Source organism: Thermoplasmatales archaeon, from assembly GCA_014361195.1.
Taxonomy (GTDB): Archaea; Thermoplasmatota; E2; order UBA202; family JdFR-43; genus JACIWB01.
Genome location: JACIWA010000002.1, coordinates 84,393 through 103,280, shown reverse-complemented (window position 1 = coordinate 103,280; position 18,888 = coordinate 84,393). Strand labels below are relative to the sequence as shown.

22 protein-coding genes and 1 pseudogene are annotated in these 18,888 nt (G+C 33.8%); 11 read left to right on the top strand and 12 right to left on the bottom strand.

Going from position 1 to position 18,888, the window contains the following annotated elements:
• Nucleotides 1–62: 62 nt before the first annotated feature.
• The 4 genes from H5T44_01945 to H5T44_01930 are packed head-to-tail and all read left to right on the top strand — an operon-like array spanning nucleotide 63 to nucleotide 3,656.
• Nucleotides 63–1,331, top strand: a complete 1,269-nt coding sequence (locus tag H5T44_01945; GenBank protein ID MBC7081000.1) for a UbiD family decarboxylase — start codon at nucleotides 63–65, stop codon at nucleotides 1,329–1,331.
• Nucleotides 1,318–1,908 carry a tRNA (pseudouridine(54)-N(1))-methyltransferase TrmY gene (gene trmY, locus H5T44_01940; protein ID MBC7080999.1) on the top strand — a complete coding sequence of 197 codons (591 nt, stop codon included), beginning with the start codon at nucleotides 1,318–1,320 and terminating at the stop codon, nucleotides 1,906–1,908. The genes H5T44_01945 and trmY overlap by 14 nt, the downstream gene beginning before the upstream one ends.
• Nucleotides 1,909–1,947: 39 nt before the next feature.
• Nucleotides 1,948–3,018: a Coenzyme F420 hydrogenase/dehydrogenase, beta subunit C-terminal domain gene (locus tag H5T44_01935; protein MBC7080998.1), complete on the top strand. Its 1,071-nt coding sequence runs from the start codon at nucleotides 1,948–1,950 to the stop codon at nucleotides 3,016–3,018.
• Nucleotides 3,015–3,656 (top strand): hypothetical protein, encoded by a 642-nt coding sequence (locus H5T44_01930; protein MBC7080997.1) that lies wholly within the window; start codon nucleotides 3,015–3,017, stop codon nucleotides 3,654–3,656. The genes H5T44_01935 and H5T44_01930 overlap by 4 nt, the downstream gene beginning before the upstream one ends.
• On the opposite strand, the gene H5T44_01925 is transcribed toward H5T44_01930, so the two are convergent.
• Nucleotides 3,645–4,103 carry a hypothetical protein gene (locus tag H5T44_01925; protein ID MBC7080996.1) on the bottom strand — a complete coding sequence of 153 codons (459 nt, stop codon included), beginning with the start codon at nucleotides 4,101–4,103 and terminating at the stop codon, nucleotides 3,645–3,647. The genes H5T44_01930 and H5T44_01925 overlap by 12 nt on opposite strands.
• 82 nt (nucleotides 4,104–4,185) lie before the next feature.
• Between H5T44_01925 and H5T44_01920 the strand changes: the two genes are divergently transcribed.
• Nucleotides 4,186–4,692 carry a hypothetical protein gene (locus H5T44_01920; protein ID MBC7080995.1) on the top strand — a complete coding sequence of 169 codons (507 nt, stop codon included), beginning with the start codon at nucleotides 4,186–4,188 and terminating at the stop codon, nucleotides 4,690–4,692.
• 1 nt (nucleotide 4,693) lies between these two features.
• Here the strand turns inward: H5T44_01920 and H5T44_01915 are convergent, their stop codons facing one another.
• Genes H5T44_01915 through H5T44_01890 form a run of 6 tightly spaced genes read right to left on the bottom strand, consistent with a single transcriptional unit; the run spans nucleotide 4,694 to nucleotide 8,667 of the window.
• Nucleotides 4,694–5,425 carry a methyltransferase domain-containing protein gene (locus H5T44_01915; protein ID MBC7080994.1) on the bottom strand — a complete coding sequence of 244 codons (732 nt, stop codon included), beginning with the start codon at nucleotides 5,423–5,425 and terminating at the stop codon, nucleotides 4,694–4,696.
• Nucleotides 5,397–6,299 (bottom strand): radical SAM protein, encoded by a 903-nt coding sequence (locus H5T44_01910; protein ID MBC7080993.1) that lies wholly within the window; start codon nucleotides 6,297–6,299, stop codon nucleotides 5,397–5,399. The genes H5T44_01915 and H5T44_01910 overlap by 29 nt, the downstream gene beginning before the upstream one ends.
• Nucleotides 6,289–6,921, bottom strand: a complete 633-nt coding sequence (pcm, locus tag H5T44_01905) for a protein-L-isoaspartate O-methyltransferase (protein ID MBC7080992.1) — start codon at nucleotides 6,919–6,921, stop codon at nucleotides 6,289–6,291. Before pcm ends, H5T44_01910 begins: the two co-directional genes overlap by 11 nt.
• Nucleotides 6,922–6,948: 27 nt before the next feature.
• Complete coding sequence (locus H5T44_01900; GenBank protein ID MBC7080991.1) at nucleotides 6,949–7,572, bottom strand: radical SAM protein; 624 nt, start codon at nucleotides 7,570–7,572, stop codon at nucleotides 6,949–6,951.
• Nucleotides 7,559–8,218 (bottom strand): 7-cyano-7-deazaguanine synthase QueC, encoded by a 660-nt coding sequence (queC, locus tag H5T44_01895; protein ID MBC7080990.1) that lies wholly within the window; start codon nucleotides 8,216–8,218, stop codon nucleotides 7,559–7,561. The genes H5T44_01900 and queC overlap by 14 nt, the downstream gene beginning before the upstream one ends.
• Complete coding sequence (locus H5T44_01890) at nucleotides 8,206–8,667, bottom strand: 6-pyruvoyl tetrahydropterin synthase family protein (protein MBC7080989.1); 462 nt, start codon at nucleotides 8,665–8,667, stop codon at nucleotides 8,206–8,208. Before H5T44_01890 ends, queC begins: the two co-directional genes overlap by 13 nt.
• Nucleotides 8,668–8,783: 116 nt before the next feature.
• Between H5T44_01890 and H5T44_01885 the strand changes: the two genes are divergently transcribed.
• Together H5T44_01885 and H5T44_01880 are read left to right on the top strand one after the other, a co-directional pair.
• On the top strand, nucleotides 8,784–8,954 hold the full coding sequence (locus tag H5T44_01885) for a hypothetical protein (protein ID MBC7080988.1): 171 nt from the start codon (nucleotides 8,784–8,786) through the stop codon (nucleotides 8,952–8,954).
• Nucleotides 8,954–9,220: a hypothetical protein gene (locus H5T44_01880; protein MBC7080987.1), complete on the top strand. Its 267-nt coding sequence runs from the start codon at nucleotides 8,954–8,956 to the stop codon at nucleotides 9,218–9,220. Before H5T44_01885 ends, H5T44_01880 begins: the two co-directional genes overlap by 1 nt.
• Here H5T44_01880 and H5T44_01875 read toward each other — a convergent pair.
• Nucleotides 9,189–10,586, bottom strand: a complete 1,398-nt coding sequence (locus H5T44_01875; GenBank protein MBC7080986.1) for a proline--tRNA ligase — start codon at nucleotides 10,584–10,586, stop codon at nucleotides 9,189–9,191. The two genes, H5T44_01880 and H5T44_01875, sit on opposite strands and share 32 nt — an antisense overlap.
• An 89-nt stretch (nucleotides 10,587–10,675) precedes the next feature.
• Between H5T44_01875 and H5T44_01870 the strand changes: the two genes are divergently transcribed.
• The 3 genes from H5T44_01870 (at nucleotide 10,676) to H5T44_01860 (ending at nucleotide 15,326) form a co-directional block, all read left to right on the top strand.
• Complete coding sequence (locus H5T44_01870; GenBank protein ID MBC7080985.1) at nucleotides 10,676–13,285, top strand: valine--tRNA ligase; 2,610 nt, start codon at nucleotides 10,676–10,678, stop codon at nucleotides 13,283–13,285.
• Between the two features lie 115 nt (nucleotides 13,286–13,400).
• On the top strand, nucleotides 13,401–14,276 hold the full coding sequence (locus H5T44_01865; protein ID MBC7080984.1) for a dihydroorotate dehydrogenase: 876 nt from the start codon (nucleotides 13,401–13,403) through the stop codon (nucleotides 14,274–14,276).
• A 30-nt stretch (nucleotides 14,277–14,306) separates the two neighbouring features.
• A complete protein-coding gene (locus tag H5T44_01860; protein ID MBC7080983.1) occupies nucleotides 14,307–15,326 on the top strand; it encodes an NAD(P)/FAD-dependent oxidoreductase in 1,020 nt (339 codons plus the stop codon).
• Here the strand turns inward: H5T44_01860 and mtnA are convergent.
• Genes mtnA through larE form a run of 4 tightly spaced genes read right to left on the bottom strand, consistent with a single transcriptional unit; the run spans nucleotide 15,323 to nucleotide 17,853 of the window.
• Nucleotides 15,323–16,255 carry an S-methyl-5-thioribose-1-phosphate isomerase gene (mtnA, locus tag H5T44_01855; GenBank protein ID MBC7080982.1) on the bottom strand — a complete coding sequence of 311 codons (933 nt, stop codon included), beginning with the start codon at nucleotides 16,253–16,255 and terminating at the stop codon, nucleotides 15,323–15,325. The genes H5T44_01860 and mtnA overlap by 4 nt on opposite strands.
• Nucleotides 16,215–16,700 carry a hypothetical protein gene (locus H5T44_01850; protein MBC7080981.1) on the bottom strand — a complete coding sequence of 162 codons (486 nt, stop codon included), beginning with the start codon at nucleotides 16,698–16,700 and terminating at the stop codon, nucleotides 16,215–16,217. The genes mtnA and H5T44_01850 overlap by 41 nt, the downstream gene beginning before the upstream one ends.
• Entirely contained in the window at nucleotides 16,679–17,017 is a 339-nt protein-coding gene (locus H5T44_01845; GenBank protein MBC7080980.1) for a cupin domain-containing protein, read from the bottom strand. Before H5T44_01845 ends, H5T44_01850 begins: the two co-directional genes overlap by 22 nt.
• Nucleotides 17,018–17,061: 44 nt before the next feature.
• The gene (larE, locus tag H5T44_01840) at nucleotides 17,062–17,853 is read right to left on the bottom strand and encodes an ATP-dependent sacrificial sulfur transferase LarE (GenBank protein ID MBC7080979.1); all 792 of its coding nucleotides are present in this window, start codon (nucleotides 17,851–17,853) and stop codon (nucleotides 17,062–17,064) included.
• A 70-nt stretch (nucleotides 17,854–17,923) separates the two neighbouring features.
• On the opposite strand from larE, the pseudogene H5T44_01835 reads away from it, so the two are divergent.
• A pseudogene (locus H5T44_01835) lies at nucleotides 17,924–18,866 on the top strand (anion transporter).
• Nucleotides 18,867–18,888: the final 22 nt, after the last annotated feature.

Sequence of the window (18,888 nt, the reverse complement as noted above, 5' to 3'; positions counted from 1 at the left end):
AAAATATTTTCTTTCCATCCTCTTGAAAGCAATAAAGATTAAAAACAGACATATATACTATTATGAAGTTCAGGGAATTTATAGAAAAACTTGAAAAGGAGAATAAAATTTTAAAAATAAGGAAAGAAGTTAGCACTGAATATGAGATATCTTCCTTAATGAGGGTATTTGATGGAAAGCCAATTTTATTTGAAAATGTTAGTGGATATGATATGAAAGTTGTTGGAAATGTATTTAGTACAAGGAAATTGCTTGCTGAATCTCTTGGAATAGATGAAAAAGATCTGCTCAAAAAAATAATTTTTGCTATGGAAAATCCAAAAAAATTAGAAATTAAAAAAGCGGAGAGTTACAGAAGCATAAAAAGTTTAGATGATTTGCCAATATTAAAGCACTATCCCCAAGATGGGGGAAAATATATTTCATCTGGAGTAGTTATTGCTTCTGATAAAGAATATGGCATCAATGCATCATATCATAGAATGATGGTTATTGATAGCAATAAAGTCGTGATGAGAATTTTACCAAGGGATTTTAACCTATACATCGAGAGAGGACTCAAAGAATTTGCAATTTGCATTGGAAACCCAGCATCTGTCTCTATTTCTTCCGCAATTTCAATGGCTCCAGATGTAAATGAGCTAGAGATAGCAAATTCATTATACCCAACAAATCTGATAGAAGTTGATCACCACCTTGTTCCAGAGGCGGAGATAATTATGATTGCGGAGCTAACGGGTGAGATGCATGACGAAGGACCTTTCCTTGATTTAACAGAAACATTTGACATAGTTAGAAAGGAAAGAGTTGCAAAAATAAAGAAAATATATGCAAAGGAAAATGCGCTATACCACGCCCTTCTGCCCGGCGGGCTGGAGCACAAGGTTTTGATGGGCCTGCCGAAGGAGCCGACTATATTCAAAGAAGTGTCAAAGGTTTGTGATGTTGTCGATGTCTATATTACGCCTGGCGGATGCTCTTGGCTTCACGGGGTGGTGAGTATAAGGAAAAGGAGCGAGGAGGACGGGAAGAAGGCGATTGAAGCAGCTTTCAGAGGGCACAAATCGATGAAGCATGTTTTTATCGTAGATGATGATATTGATGTTCATGATTGGAGTCAGATAGAGTGGGCGATGGCGACACGTTTTCAAGGAAATAAGGATATGATAATAAAATATGAGAAGGGATCTTCACTTGATCCCTCTGCAAATCCAATTACAAGAGAAACAACAAAAATCGGATTTGATTTGACCGTTCCATATGATAAAGATAAGGAAGATTTCAAAAAGCCTGATTTGCCAATGAAAATAAATAAAGATGACTATTTATAGGCATTTCTATCTGAAATCAAATGCAGTAACAAAGCCGAACATAAATTTGAGGGATTTACCTTCAGCTGGCAGAATTGATATAGTTGCAAGATGTATTAATTCCGCTTTCTGGCTTTCAAATGATATAAGGAGGAATGTTTTTTTCCATACAATACTTCATGGAGAACCAAATCCCCCCATCTATATAAGATTTGAAGGAGAAAAAATGCGTAAAGTAAGTCCGGATGAAAGAAATATAGCAATTTTTATAATAAAAGCGATAGAGAAAGCATCTGATGAAGAAAAAGAAACAACACCTGGAATATTTGCCAGCAAAAAAGACTTTAAAAAATTTGTTGAAGAAAATAGGGATAAGGAATATTATCTTATGGATGAAAAAGGAGAAAATATTGAAAATATAAAGTTTGGAGAAAAAACATTATTTTTCTTAGGTGATAATAAAGGGTTGAGCGAAGAAGAGAAAGAAATCCTGCATAAATATGGAGCAATAGATGTTTCAATAGGAGAAAAATCATATCTCAGCAGTCATTGCATTACAATAATAAACTGGTTCTTAGATAAAATTGAAAGACTTTAGGCATTAGAAATAAATTTATAACTATTTTTAATACAAAATATGAAGGAAATTTCTTTCAATGATCTAAAAGAAGAGGTTATTGATAAGGGACTTTGTGCGCTATGCGGGGGTTGCACATCCTTTTGCAGGGCTAATAGGCTGGTTGCTATTGGATTAAAAGATGGTTTGCCCGGGTATATAAATGAAGAAAACTGCTTAAAATGTGGAATATGCTATATGATTTGCCCGTTTACAGGAGAACTTGATGAAGATCTTGCCAAGAAATATGGTGAAGGTGTAGGAAAAATAATAGATGTTTATTCATCTCGCTCCACAGATGAAAATATACTGAAAAAATGCTGTGATGGAGGAGTGGCAACTTCTCTGCTCAACTATTTGCTAGATGCAGGAATTGTTGATGCGGTTTTAGCGGTTAAGAAAATGAGAGGAGGGAAGAGCATACCATTTCTTGCGTCTTCATATAGTGAGGTAGTTTCTTGCGCTGGATCCGTTATTTCAACGGTTCCGAGTATTGAAGAAATTAAATATTTTAGCACCTATACTTCTCTTTTACCGGAGCTAAAGGAAGTTGGGTATGGAGGGATAGAAAGTATAGCAATGACCGGCACACCTTGCCAGACAAAAAGTATAAGAAAGATGCAGGCGGTAAATATTCTTCCATCTGGAGCGGTAAATTTTATAGTTGGTCTTTTCTGCATAGAAAATTTTTCATTTGATGCAATTTCAATAAGAAAATTTGAAGAGATTGTTGGGAGATTAAGTGACATTGAAAAAATAAATATCAAGGAAAAGATGATGGTTGAATTCAAAAATGGAAATGTAAAGGAAATATCTCTGAAATCATTAAAAGAAGTGGCAAGAAAATCTTGTCTAAAATGCAAGATTTCTTTTTCAAATATATACGGCGATATATCTTTGGGAGGAATAGGCTCGGAAAAAGGATATACAAGTGTTATTATAAGGAATGACAAAGGAAGAAAAATTTTTGAAGAAGCAATTGATGATGGTTACATAGAGATTCATCCAGAATGGGATAAAAGTCGAAAAGAAAAATTGATAAAGATAATTGAAGAATGGACAATTAGAAAAGAAAAGAAGGATTTTCCATGAATATATCCACTCTTCTTTTTCCTTTAGGATTATTCCCATCCATTTTTATCCTGTATTTGATAGTAAGAAATTACGAAGGAAAATTCAAGGAAAAAAATATTTTCATTTTGTTCATAAGCGGTTTTATTTTTGGTATATTCCTATATCTTCTTGAAAGATTTACAATTTTTGAAGAATTTAGATTGAATCTGCTAATTTATTCTTTTTTATTTTCTCTTGTTGAACAGCTTTCGAAATTTGTGGTTATTAATCTTAAAAGATTCTATGATAAAGCAATAACTATTTATGGCGCCGCCTTCGGGCTGGGTTTTTCATCTATATTTGCCACATTTTTTGTTATTGAATTTGTTATAGGTATTGATTCAATTTTTTTCATAATTCTTGTCATATCTGTTATAATATATAATTGCGACACAGGTATAATAATAGCCCTTGGGATAAGGAGGAAGGAGAAATTGAAATATTTTATAATTTCATTTTTGATAGGAGTTTTAATATGGGTCATCATTATTGTTTTTCCTAACTATAGTTTTGTTTCAATGCTCTCATTTGCTTTATCCTTCTCAATCTTTGCTCTCCTTTATAAAAAATATCTTCCATTTGAAATGCTGACAAGAAAAGAAATATTATCTAAATAGCCTGAGTCTGTAAGAAAAATATTTCCAGCTCCTTGCCTCTGAAAAAGTGTAATAAATCAGTGAGCTTATTCCTATTAAAAGGGATATTGAACCATATACAAATACACTCACCATTCCCGCCCCGGTTAGCTCGTTTATGCTGTTGATGGAGTAAATTCTTTTAACAAAAAATGCCCAATAGATCGATGCCATGAGAGCGGATACTGAAAGAATTGATAGCAAATACCATATTACACCTTTTTTCTTATTTCTTTCATAATATATCGTTATGGCGGTTATCATAAACCACCATCCTATCCCTATTATTATAATGGTTTTTATTGGAAAAAATATTCCAAGATTTGGATAACCAAAAAGTAAGAGTATATAATTTATTATATTCAGGAAAATAAAAATTGCAACCGATACCATAGATGAAAATATTGCCCATTCTTCCCATCTTTCCATATATTACCCAATAAATAGGCATTTATAATATTTTTTCAAAATTAATTTTGAAAAGATTTATAAACAATTAAGTTATAAAAACATGAAAAAGTTTGTGGCGATTTTAACGCTTGCTTTGTTTGTCTTACCAGTTAGCCTTGCAGAAAATAGTGTTGATGTTGAAATTTTTAATGCGGTAAATGAAAAAGTTAAGGAAATTAAAATTTCTTATGAAGATGCAAAAAGGATTGAGGAAGGTGACTTAAGCCCGCTCCGAATAAAGCACGATTCTGGTTTTTCAAATTATATAATAAGTTGTGGAGGAGGGAAAGTATTTATTCCATTTTCCAAGGAAAGAAGTTTTCTTAGATTAATGCTCAGACCGATTTTATTCCATTATTCAAAAGGAATTACAATTACAAAGTTTGGAGCAAACTATGTATGGAAAGGAAAGAGCATTGATGATTATGGTTTAATGATCGGAAACCAGTTTGGAATTATGCTCGGTTTTGTTGGCCTGCATATAAAAATAGGATGGAAATTAAGAGAAGACACTCATATTTTTGTTGGCTCATCAATTCTTTTTATAGGATATGATAAATTAGGATAAACTAATCCATTGTTTTCCTCCCGAAAGTCATAAAACCTGTATGCAAAATACCACTTGGCTCCGGATGGGTATAGCCACCTATACTTTTCCATTTTCTCTGTATATTCTCTATTGTTGCATATATATGGAATCCATTTTTTCTCATTTCATCTAAACATGCAATCTGGCCTTCTACGTGAGGAGAATACACGACAAGCCATCCCCCTGACTTCAGTGCTTTTTTTGCCTTTGTTACAATTTCATGCGAGTTTTTCATATCAAGAGTAATTAAATCCAGGTTTCTTTCTCTGAAATTTTTAACATCTTCATTTTTTATCTTAACTATTTTCTCCAACCCACATATTTCAATATTTTTTTTAGCAATTTCGTAAAATTCTTTCCTTTTTTCGTAAGTATAAACTCTCCCCTTCTTCCCAACTATGTTTCCTAGAAAAATTGCAAGGAAACCCGAGCCAGCGCCACTATCCAAGCATCTCCAACCATAAGATAAGCCAGTTATTGATAAAATCTGGGAAGCATCTTTTGGCAAAACAACCTGTGAGCCCCTCTTGCACCTATTCAACAAATCAATCACATTCGGTTTTATTGCAATGAATCTGGATTTAGAAGCTATCACAATATCTCCTTCCTTTATATTCCTTGCATCTATTTTCCCGTATTTTGTTTGATTTACTTTTCCTTTTTCAACAAGCAAGCTATCCTCGCTATTTATCAGCAATATATATTCTGGCATATTTTTCCGCCTCTTCTATACATTTAACTAATTCCTTTTCACTTATTTTATAAGGATAATTATATATTTTTTTAACTCTATCATTGTAAAAAGGTCTATTGCAATCTGGGCAACCAAGCGTGGAGAAAGCATTTTTTGGAAAAGAGCATAGCTCAATTGATGATATTTTTTCTCCATTAAAATAAATTTTTCCTTTGTTTTTTTCTATAGCAAAAATAGAAAGTTGAATAGCCCTGTATCTTTCCAAACTCACAACAGTTTCATTTCCTTTTGAATAAGGGAATAAAGCAATTTTTATTTTCATTTCTGACAATTTTTTAAACAAATCAATAACTTCTTTATCATTTTCTCCCAATCCAACAATAAGATGACAGGTTGCATTTCCAAATATTCTTTTTGCATTTCTTAACGAAAATAAATATTCTTTCCAGGATGGCACATTTTTTTTAAATTTATTAAAAATTTCTTCAGTAAAGCAGTCAAGTCCTATACCAACCCTTTCAACCCCATTTTCTTTCAAAACAAGCATTTTCTCTTCCCCAATCGCATTGATTGAAACTGAAGTTGGCGCTTCATATTTACTGAATTCTTTTAATATGCAAAGCAAATCTTTCCAGTATTTTTCCCCATATATTGTCTGAATGCATATTCTTTTCGCTTTTTTCGCTTTTTTCTCCATCTTTTCTTTTAAATAATTAAAACCATAACTCTCCCAGTACATTCTCCCCAGCTTGCCATTTTTTTGCCCGCAATAAGAGCAATTTCCCTCACAGATTCCATCCATCAAAAAATAAAGAGTTTTTTGTGGAGCATCAATCCTCAATTTTTTCAATCCTAAAAAATCCGCTGTTGCTGGCGATGCCCTAATCCTCATCATACCCTCCTTTTCCAATCATTGAAACAAAGGCACATCCTCCCAAGCTTTTCTTAACAATTTTATCATTTTTCTCAACAAGCCATAGTTCCCCGTAAATTCTTCCAACCGGGATTATCATCCTCCCTCCTCTGGCCAGCTGGTCAATTAGCTCCCGCCTTATTGAAGGAGCGGAGCATGTCGCATATATATGTGTGTAAGGCGCATGCTCTGGCAGGCCAAGTGAGCCATCCTGGCAGAATACTTTTATATTTTCCAGGCCAATTTTTTTGAAGTTTTCCTTTGCTGTTTCAGCCAGCTCTTTTATTCTTTCAACAGTATATACAATTCCTTTTCTTGCTATTCTTGAGGCAACCGCTGCATTGTAACCAGTGCCAGTTCCTATTTCAAGTATTTTGCTATCCTCCTTTATTTCTAGATTTTCTAATATCATTGCTACCATATGAGGAGCGGATATTGTCTGGCCATATCCAATGTATAGGGGTGTATCTACATATGCATCCTCCCTATCCTTCTCTAAAACAAAAATTTCCCTAGGTATTTCCCTCATTGCTTCAATAACTTCCTTGCTTTTCAAATATCCTTCCTTTATGAGTTTATTTATCAATTTCTCTTTATCCACAATAAAATATGCACGAATTAAATAAAACTATTTACCTCTCTTATTCCCCCATATTATCTTGTGAATTTGAAGGGATAAGCGCACTCTTATTTTATCTTCCAAAATCCAGTCCGCCAGTTTTTTGCATTTATTCCATACAGGTTGCATTATTATTTCACATCCTATATTTTTATTTCTGATAATATTCTTTGCAAATTCATAATCTTCCCTGTCCATTATTATAAATTTCAATTCATCTTTACTTCTCAGAAAATTAAAGTTATCTTCCAGCATAAATTTATTAAATCCACTTGATGGTAACTTATAATCCATTTTTATTATAACATTTTTTTCAGATAGCTTCCTTATGCTTATTGATCCATTGGTCTCAACACTTACTTCATATCCTGATTCAATTAATCTATCAATTAGCTCATAAACTCCTTCCTGCAAAAGGGGTTCTCCTCCTGTTATGCAAACCCTCTTGCTCCCAAAATCCTTAATTTTTTCTATTATCTCTTCTTCACTCATTTCTTTTCCTTCAAAATATGCATATTTTGCATCGCACCACCTGCACCTCAAATTACAACCGGTTAGACGAATAAATATTGTTGGCAATCCAGCGTCTTTTCCTTCTCCCTGTATAGAATAGAAAATTTCATTTACTTTCATACTCAATAGGGTCTTCAATTCCCGCTTCATTAAATCCTTTCAATCTTATCTTGCATGATGAACATCTTCCACATGCTTTTTTACCCCCTCTATAACAACTCCATGTTTTTTCAAAAGGCACACCAAGCTCCAATCCTTTTTTAATGATTTCTCCTTTTGTTAAATATAAGATAGGAGCTTCTATTTTTATCCCTTTACCCTCTACTCCTCTTTTTGTTGCAAGATTTGCCATATTTTGAAATGCCTTCAAATACTCTTCCCTGCAATCTGGATAGCCAGAGTAATCAACAACATTCGCTCCTATAAAAATAGAGTTTGCATCAATTAACTCTGCATAAGCAAGGGCATAGGAAAGGAATATTGTATTTCTTGCTGGAACATAAGTTGGTGGGATGCCTTCCGCCTCTTCCGGCACTTCAATATTATCTGTTAGGGCACTTCCTCCAATTTGCCTTAAATCCGCCTTTATCAATTTATGCTTTGAATTAAGCCATTTTGCAATTTCTCCTGCACATCTTATTTCTTTCTTATGCCTCTGCCCATAGTCAAAAGTTAGGGTATAAAGCTCATATCCCCTGCTCTTTGCAATTGCTGATGCAACCGCACTATCAACTCCTCCCGAAAGCAAGCAAACTACTTTTCCCATTTCGCCCACGCCCCCTGCCCGTATCCTTCATCAACCCCGATCTCTATCTTACTTATATTTTTTAGCTCTATTGATTTCAAAAATTCCTTCAGTATATATGTTGCCAAATTCTCCGCCGATGAGGAAAAGATAGGTAATAAGGCACAATCCTCGGGTGGGAAAACATATCTCTTGTTCTTATATTTTATTTCAATTTCCTCTCCTTTTTTTATTTCCAATTTTCCTTCTGTGGAAATTATAACTTTATGGTCTATCTTGCTTATGATTTCTCTTATTTTTTCTTTCACGATTCTAAAATCAACTATTATTCCTTCTGTCATTTCTCCTTCTATCACCACACTTATCCCATAGGTGTGCCCATGGAGGCGGGAGCAATTTGAATAATCTGGCAAGAAATGCGCGGATGAAAATGTTAAACCGCTCTTCCATCCATCAATCTGAATTTTCATAAAATTTTATATCCACTTAATATAAATATCTTCGCTTAATTTGATTCGATAAATGAAAATTTTTACAGCACCTAAAATGAAAAAAAATATATAAAAGTTATATATACAGTGGGAAGATGGTAACGGTAGAAGAAAGTTTATGCAGAATTGAAATACTGAAGGAAGGGAGAGAGTTCATAGCAAAAGCGACCATGCAGGGGGGAACAAAAGAATACAGAAATACAATCTTCGAGGATTTGTTAAGAGAGTTGTTCATTGATTTGCAGGAAGAATTCGGAGAAATCTGATGGTTGTAAAAGATAAAACTGGAAGGCATAGATATATCCTATTTACCGCTAACTCTGAAAAAATAGGGTTGCTCAAAAAATACAAAAATAAATTGAAACTGGTATTTTATGATGGAAAATATGGAGCGGTTAAATGCTCCCATATTGAGAAGGAAGAGGTTATAAATTTTTTAAATTCTATTGATTGCAAAACTATCTACACATCTGGCACAATAAAAAAAATAAAAAAGGTTATCAATAATTTTTTGAAATACGGAGCCAACTAACTCCTTTTTCTCCACAGATAAAACAGTATTCATTGCATTCTTCCTCATCAACTGGCACACCGAGACTTTTCATTGCAAACTTTTCTTCCGCTTTTTTTCCACATTCCTCTTTTCCACACCAGGGGATTTCCAAAATACCTTCCTTGATCTCCTCTTCTCTGGTTATTCTATGTATATTTTCTTTTAAAATTTTTTCTGCATTTTTATAAAGTCTCTCATCATATTCTTTTAACTCCTGCTTTATTCTATCTACTATATTATCTTTTCCAATTATTTTTTTAATTCCATCTCTCGAAACAATAGTTAAAGAATTATTTTCAATATCTCTCGGCCCTATCTCAACCCTAAGAGGCACACCTTTTAGCTCCCAGTCAAAAAACTTGCTTCCGGGTGTCTTATCTTCTCTTGCATCTATAAAACTTCTTATTCCATTTTCCTTAAGTTTTTCATTCAAGAAATTGCATTCTTCAATTATTTTTTCTTTCCATCCTTTAAAGAATATTGGTATGATTACAACCTGTATAGGAGCTATTGAAGATGGCAACTTTATACCTCTTTCATCTCCATGCATACCCACAATTGCCCCTAAAACTCTTTCAGACATCCCATAAGTTGTCTGGTGGCAGTAATAATGCTTCCCATCCAATCCTTCATACTTTATCTCAAAGGGGCGAGAAAAATTCTCCTTATATTGATGAATCGAACCTACTTGCAGACTTTTCATAGATGGCATGAGAATATCTAAGCCAATTGAATAATATGCGCCCGCAAACTTATCCCAGTCCGGGCGCCTGCTGGCAATGAAAGGCATGCAGAGGGCGGAGAAAAATGATTTGGCAATTTGCAAGTCTTCTTTTATCTGTTTCTCTGCGTCCTCAAAATTTTCGTGGCATGTGTGGGCTTCAAAAAAATGGATTTCCCTAACCCTTATAAATGCTTTTGTCATCTTTGTTTCATATCTAAATGTATTTACAATCTGAAAAGTTTTAAGGGGTAAATCCGCATGTGAGCGAATCCATAATGAAAAGATGGAATATAAGGCAGTCTCTGAAGTTGGGCGGAGAAGCAATTTTTCTTCAAGCTCATTATCACCCGCATGAGTAACCCAATATACTTCAGATGAAAAGCCCTTTATGTGCTCTTCTTCTTTTTTGAAAAGACTCTCTGGAATTAAAAGAGGGAAATAAACTTCTTGATGTCCTGTCTTTTCCATCTCCTCCCTTATAATTTTATCTATATTTTGCATTATTTTCCATCCATAGGGCTTCCATATATTCATTCCTTTTACAGGATATCTTTTATCGCATAGCTCCGCTTTTTCAACTATTTCATTATACCATTCATCAAACTTTTCTTTATCAATCATCCAATCAAGAAAATATTTTCATATTAAAATAATTATGCAAATGTTAAAAAACACAACAAATTTATAAGCACAAAAATACTTCATGGAAAATGAGTGCATACAATCCATTTGAAATAGAAGCTAAATGGCAGAGGAAATGGCAGGAAATGAAGATATACAAATTCCAGCCAGGAAAAAAACCAGTATATTCAATAGATAACCCACCAAGATATGCATCTGGTGCACTGCATATAGGACATGCGGTCCATTACACCCATATAGATTTCGTTGCAAGATATAAAAGGATGAGGGGATATAATGTATTTTTCCCTTTGTGTTTTGATGTAAATGGAATACCAATAGAAGAAAGAGTTGAGAGGAAGTATGGAATAACTAGGAAGAATATAGAGAGGCATAAATTTATTGAGCTTTGCAAAAAATTTGCTGATGAAAACATAAATGAAATGACCCGCCAATTTATGATTCTAGGTCATTCAATGGATGAGAGCATTTATTACAGAACAGATGCTGAATATTTTAGGAGGCTAACTCAAATCTCATTTATAAGGCTTTATAAAAAAGGATATATTTACAGAGGAAAATTTCCTGTGAATTGGTGTCCTAGATGCATGACCGCGATGGCAGATGCGGAAATAGAGCATGTTGAAAGAAAAACATTATTGAATACAATAAAATTCTACCTGGCGGAAGAATGCGAAGGGAAAGGAATAAAAAAGGATGAAAGAGGTAGCTATATAGAGATAGCGACAACACGCCCAGAAATGCTTTCAACTTGCCAGATTGTTGCTTTAAATCCCGCTGATGAAAGAAAATCATATTTGTTGGGAAAGGAAGTAGTGGTGCCAATATATGGAAAAAAAGTGAAGGTTGTTGAAGACCCAGTGGTTGATCCAAATTTTGGAACAGGCATAGTTATGATTTGCACAATAGGAGATAAAGATGATTTGGAATGGGCGATGAAATATTCTTTGCCAGTAGAGATATGTATAAATGAAGATGGAACAATGAATGAACTTGCGGGAAAATATAAAGGAATGAAAATAGAGGATGCAAGAAGAAAAATAATAGAGGATTTAAAGAAAGACAACTACATCGTAGCTCAGCGGGAAATGGAGCAAAGCGTTGGCGTCTGCTGGCGGTGCAAAACGCCAACAGAGTTCATAGATGCGGAGCAATGGTTTTTGAGGATTCTGCCTATAAAGGAAAAGATAATGGAAGTTGCTAAGGAGATGGAGTGGTATCCAGAATATATGTTTAAGAGATTTGAAGAATGGGTAAACTCTCTCAAGTGGGATTGGGTGATCTCGAGACAAAGATATTTTGCTACCCCCCTGCCACTCTGGGAATGCACTAATTGTAAAGAAGTAGTTCTTGCGGATGAGAAAGATTGCTATGTTGATCCTACAATAGATAAACCACCAGTGGAAAATTGTCCAAAATGTGGTGGAATTTTAAAAGGTTGTGAAGATGTTTTTGATACCTGGATGGATTCTTCAATAACTCCTTTATTCAACACTTTCTGGGAAAGAAATGAAAAACTTTTTAAAGAATTGTATCCAATGTCACTTCGCCCCCAAGCACATGATATAATAAGGACATGGGCTTTTTATACAATACTCAGATGCTACCTTTTGACAGGTAAAAAGGCATTTGAAGAGATAATGATAGATGGTTTCATACTCGCTCCTGATGGTAGGCCAATGCATACTTCTACAGGCAATGTTGTCGACCCTCTTGAAATAATAGAAAAAAATGGGAGCGATGCTTTGCGCTATTATGCTTCAACTTGCAAATTGGGTGAGGATAATCCTTTCCGCTATAAAGATTTAGTTAGAGGAATAAGATTGATGAATAAATTGTGGAATGTAGAAAATTTCATCGGAAATTTGATAAAAAATAAGCCAAGAGAATGTGAATTGAGAATTATTGATAGATGGATTATTAGTTTGTACAGCAAGGTAATTGAGAGAGCTACTCAGTATATGGATAAATTCGAATTTTCGAATGCAATGAAAGAAATTGAATATTTCCTGTGGCATGAGTTTGCGGATCATTATATAGAAATTGTAAAGCATAGAATTTATGAACAAAATGATGAAGCATCTTTATATACTCTATACACCATAGGGCTTGGACTACTAAAAGCATTTTCCCCTTTCCTGCCTTTTATAACAGAAGAAATATATGAGAGATTTTATAAAAAATTTGAAGGAGAAGAAAGCATTCATATTTCAAAATGGCCTGAGCCAGTTTTTGTAGATGAAGAAGCGGAAAGAGAAGGAGAAAAAGTTAAGAAAATAATTTCTGAAATAAGAGAATGGAAAAGCAAAAATAGTATGCCGTTGAACGCTCCTTTATCAAAAGTTGTGATATATGGCTCTGTGAGAGAAGAGGATATAATTGCTGGAACCCTCAAAATAAAAGAAATAGTTTTTAAGGATAAACCAGATACTGAAAAAAAAGCTTTTCCAGTTTATAGCAAAATAGGACCTTGTTTTAAGGAAAAAAGCCAGATTGTTTTAGAGGAAATAAAGAAGAATGCTGAGAAAATTGCAAAGGAAATAGAAGAAAATGGATTTTATTCATTCATTTTTGGAGAAGAGGAAATAAAAATAAGCAAAGAATTTCTGGAGATAAAAGAGGAAACAAAAGAAAATCTATTAAAAGCAGGAGATATATTCATCTTAGTAGAAAAATGAGAAAAGAAACAATTGCAAGGATTATTGCAATAATAGTAATTTTACTCATGATTTTATCCGGCTTCATTGCAATTTTCTATAAGTAAGTTTTATTTCCTAAAAATGCATTTTAATCATGCTTAAAATAGACTTATTAAACATAAAAATGAAAAATCCCCTTATGGTTGCTTCTGGCGTGCTTGATTTAACTAAAAGCAGTATTGAAAAATTCAGAGATGCTGGTGCGGTTGTCACAAAGTCGATTGGAAAAGATGAAAGAAAAGGATATAAAAATCCTGTCTTTGTGGAAATTGAATGCGGTATATTAAATGCGATAGGTCTTGCAAATCCTGGAATAGATACTTATATTAAAGAGATTAGAGGGGCAAAGGTCGATAATTTGATTGGAAGTATATTTGGAAAAAATGCGGAGGAATTCCTTTATGTTGCAAAAAAGTTTTCAAAATATGTTAAAGCAGTAGAAATGAATATGAGTTGCCCCCACGCAGAGAAATTTGGCGCTGAATTTCCTGAAAAAGAAATAAAAAATGCGGTTGAAATGGTAAAGGAAGCGGGTAAACCGGTTTTTGTAAAAATAGGCTCAGAGAATGCTTTAAAGAGGGCGGAGTGGGCGGTTGAAGGAGGGGCGGATGCAATTGTTGCAATAAATAGCATTAAAGCAATGGCAATCAGCATAGAAGCGGGCAAGCCAATTCTTGGCAATGTATTTGGTGGCTATTCTGGAAAAGGTATAAAGCCGATAGGGCTGAGATGCGTATATGAAATTTCAAAAAATTTTGATTTGCCGGTCATCGGAGTTGGAGGAATTACCAATGCAAGAGATGTAATTGAATACATGATGGCGGGAGCAAGCGCGGTTCAGATAGGCGCAGGAATTTATTATAGGGGGGAAAGAATATTCAAGGAGATATGTAGGGATTTAAAAAAATGGCTTGAGGAAAATGGATATAGAAGAATAGAAGATATCATTGGAGTGGCAATTGAAAAATAAGCTTTATTAACATATTTTATATTTTAAATAGTGGAGAAAGTTGATATTGCAATAATTGGAGGAGGTATAGCGGGTTTGAGTTTGGGTAAGTTTTTAGCGGAAAAGGGATTGCCATTTGTTATATTTGAAGAGCATAATGAATTTTTTAGGAAGGCATGTGGAGAAGGCATAACTCAAAAAATAGCGGGTTACGATTTTTTGGATCTGTATGGAAGCAAAAAGGGTGTAGAAAAGGAAATACCGGAAACAATTATATATACAAAATATGGAGAAATTTTTCTTGAAATGCCTATTCTCATGATAGATAAAAATAAAGTTGAGGAAGAGTTTGCTAAAAAAGCGGAAGAGCAAGGAGAAATAAGGAAGGGTGAAAAGGTTAAAAAAATAGAAAATGGGATTTTATTTCCTCAAAATGTTAAAGCAAAATTGATAGTTGGAGCGGATGGTTTTTTTTCTATAACAAGAAAGTATATAAATGTAAGAAATCCGAAAGAAGCATTTGCAGTAGAAGCCTGTAAAGAAAATATTGAAAAAGATGATAGTAAATGCCATGTAGTTTTGAGAGATAGTGTCATAAAGCACGGTTATGCTTGGTATTTTCCTAAAAAAGGCAAATGGAATATTGGAATTGGCTCTTTCAATAAAAAATATTTTAGAGAAGGTTTTGAAAAATTCAAAAAAGAAAATAACGGGCTGGAATGGAGAGGAGCGTATATTCCAATGGGAAAACCCCTTCGCTCATATGGCAAAAATGCAATTTTGATTGGTGACGCATGCTGCCAGGTTTTTTCTAATGTTGGAGCGGGAAATATGCCATCCATCATCTGTTCATATATAGCTTCTGAATGTATTGAGAAATGGGTGAGGAATGGAAATTATGAGCTTGAAGAATATGAAAGGAAATGTAGGAATGTTTTGGGAAAGCAACTAAAATATTCATATTATGCGGGAATCATATTTTTCAAATTGATAAAAAGTGAATATATGAGACATAAAATTCTGGAGAAAATGTGCAAAAGTGTATCAAATTTTTACAGAAAAATGGGTTAAGGATAAATTATTCCATTTTCAGTTATTATTCCAGTTATATATTTTGATGGAGTTACATCAAAAGCGGGATTTATTACATTTTTAGGCTTATAAGAATAAATTGAGGTAACTTCTTCTATGCTTCTTACTTCAATTTTTATCTCTTCCCCTCTTTTTGCCTTTTTATCAAATGTGCTTTCTGGAGCAGCAACATAAAATGGAATATCATTTTCATAAGCAACAATTGCTTTTTCATATGTCCCTATTTTATTTACAACATCATAATTTCTTGCTATCCTATCCGCTCCAACAATTACAACATCTACCTCTCCTTTTTTCATTAAATAACCCGCTGAGCTATCAACTATTACCGCATGTTCTATCCCCTCATTTTCTAATTCCCAAGAAGTGAGTAACCCTTGCAATCTTGGTCTTGTTTCATCAACCCAAACAAAAATTTCTTTATCCTTAGCCATTCTTATTGGAGAGAGAGCGGTTCCATAATCAACTGTTGCAAGAGCACCCGCATTACAATGAGTTAATATTTTTGCCTTTCTCTTTATCAATTTTTTACCATGCTCACCTATTTTTCTGCATTTCTCAACAATTTTTTCAGTATATTCTTCCGCTAATTTAATAGCATTCTCTCCCTTTCTAATTCCTTCCACCATATACTCAATTGCATAAAATAAATCATGAGCAGTTGGCCTTGCGGATCTTAATAACTCGCTCGCCTTCTCTGCATCTTCTGCCATTGCAATTCCATAAGCGGTTGCACATCCAATAGCAGGCGCCCCCCTCACCACCATTTCTTTTATTGCATATGCAACATCTCTTTCGTTCTTTGCTTCAAAAATTTCAAATTGCGATGGAAGTCTTCTCTGGTCAATTATTTTAAGACAATTCTTTTCAAACCACAAACTTCTCATTTGCTTCCCTTTCACAAGCATCCTTTACCTCCTTCAATGTTCTCCCTGTTATAATTTTTCCAAAATCCTTTATTTCCACTTCTTCCTTATTCCTCAATTTTTTCAAGGCATCCATTGCAACCTTAAATTTTTCCTTATTTTTTACCCTAAATATTGCTATAGAATTTATCTCTTCTCTATTATAAATCAGGCAGTGAATCGGCGCATCTTCACATGACTCTTTAATTCCTATCACCATCGCTACATCATTTGCTGGATTATAATCAACAATTTCAACAAAATCCTCGTTCTTTGGATTTTCAAAATCTATTCCTTTTGCATTTATTAAAACCCTCCTCCCGTATCTAACACTTATACTAAAACCCTCCCTTTTTTTACAGCATATTTTCTTTAGTTCCTCAACCAGTGGATTTTTTACTTCTTCATGGGAAAGAAAGAAAATATTCATCTTAGTGGGATCATGCATAGGAAAATAAAGTCTTCCTTTCCTTTATTTTTGAATTGGTGCATTTCATTTGGCATAACAAGTGCGAAATTTCCTGTTTTAAGATCATGCTCTTTTCCATTCTCATCCACTAATGCCCCATGACCACTTAAAACAAAAACTTCATGTTCCCAATCATGCTTATGGAAAGGTGTGTAGCCATCTCTTCCAACAACAAATCTTCTCATCGCAAAATTCGGGGCAATTTTTTCATCTATAAGCCATTGAATTTTTACATTTTTTGCTCCTTCTTCCTTAACCTCACTTTCATCTATTTCCCTGTATTCTTTTACAATCATAAAAAGAAAAATATTAAGGGATATAAATAATGCTCGCCATAGATTTATCTATAGAAGGAGCCGCATCTATACCCTTCTAAATCAACCGAAATAAATTTATATCCCAGCCCTTTCAGCTCCTTTATAATTTCTTTCCTTATATTATCGCTCAAAATTTTTTTAAAATCATCTACTTCTATTCTCGCAATTGGAAAATGGTCTCTTAATCTGACAACTTTAAATCCAATTTTTTTAAGGATTTTCTCCCCTTCTTCTATTCTTTTAATTGATTCAAAGGTAATTGGCACACCAAAAGGAATTCTTGAAGCTAGACAGGCATTGGATGGTTTATTCCATGTAGGGAGTTTCATCTTTTTCGATAAATATCTTATCTCTTCTTTATTAAATCCCGCCTCTTTTAAAGGGCTTCTTATTCCACTTTCCTCGAGAGCAATAAGCCCGTACCTTATATCTTTACTATCTTCTGCATTTGTTCCATCTGCAATCCATTTAAAATTTCCTTCCTCTGCAATTTTCATTAATTTTTCTATAAGGATTTTTTTGCAAAAATAGCATCTATTAAAAGGATTTGATGAAAAATCACTTTTTTCAAGGAGGGAATATTCAGCTATTTTATGATTAATATCAAGAGCACCGCATAATTTTTTTGCTTCCTCGACTTCTTCCTCGCTATTTACTTCTGTTTTGGCAATAACAGCAAGCAAATTTTCTTTCCCAACAATTTTTCGTGAGACAGCAATAAGAAAAGTTGAATCAACACCTCCAGAATAAGCAACGATAAAGCGATCCATATCTTTTAAAATTTCCTCTAACCTTTTTAACTTCTCTTGAAGCATGATATCAATCTTTTTTTGAATTAAAATTTTACTCAATTCCTGCTTTTAAATATTTAATTGTATTACATTTATGCTTTCGATAATAATACTTGCAATTGTTTTCATCCTTATAGCGGTAAGAAAAATAGGGAAGTTTAATCTTCAGATATGGCAGATAATGCTTTTTCTTTTCGGGATGTTTGTTATTGGCTCCGCATTAGAAAAAAGTGGCTATTTGATAGAGATTTCAAATAAATTTTTCAGCAAAGCAAAATCTGTTAATCAACTACTTCTCCTTATACTATTCCTAATGGGCTTCCTTTCCGCAATTCTAATGAATGATACTATAGCAATTATAGGCACGCCCATAATGCTTCTTTTGTCCAAAAAATATGGTGTTGAACCAAAATTACTTTTACTCTCGCTTGCATTTGCAGTAACAATAGGAGAAAATTGATAAAGACGAAGAACTCTCTAAAATTTGCAAGATTTCAATTTCAATTATTTTTATACTGATAGCATTGAAAATATTACTCATTTTTTTGGGAATAGAGACGAGGCTTGTATATATTGCATTAATTGCGTCTCTACCAATATTGATATTTAGCAAGAGAAGAATAGATATAATAAAAAAAGTTGATTGGCACACTCTAATTTTCTTTGCATCCATGTTTATAGTTACAAAAAGCGCCTGGGAAAGCGGTTTCTTCCAAAAAATGATAGGAAGTGCAGGAATTGGAATAATTTTTATAATAAGCATAGTATTCAGTCAATTCATCTCAAATGTGCCATTAGGTGCTCTATATCTCCCAATGCTCCCATCAAGCTCGATAAAGGAAATGATGGCTCTCGCGGGCGCCTCCACGCTGGCGGGCAATCTGTCTATTCTTGGGGCGGCGAGTAATGTTATAATTATTCAGAATGCGGAAAAGAGAGGAGCGACAATCAGCTTTTTTGAATTTGCAAAAGTTGGGATTCCTCTTACAATTTTAAATGCTCTTGTCTGCTGGCTGTTTATTTTATTGATACCTTAGGAAAATAATTTATATTCCTTTC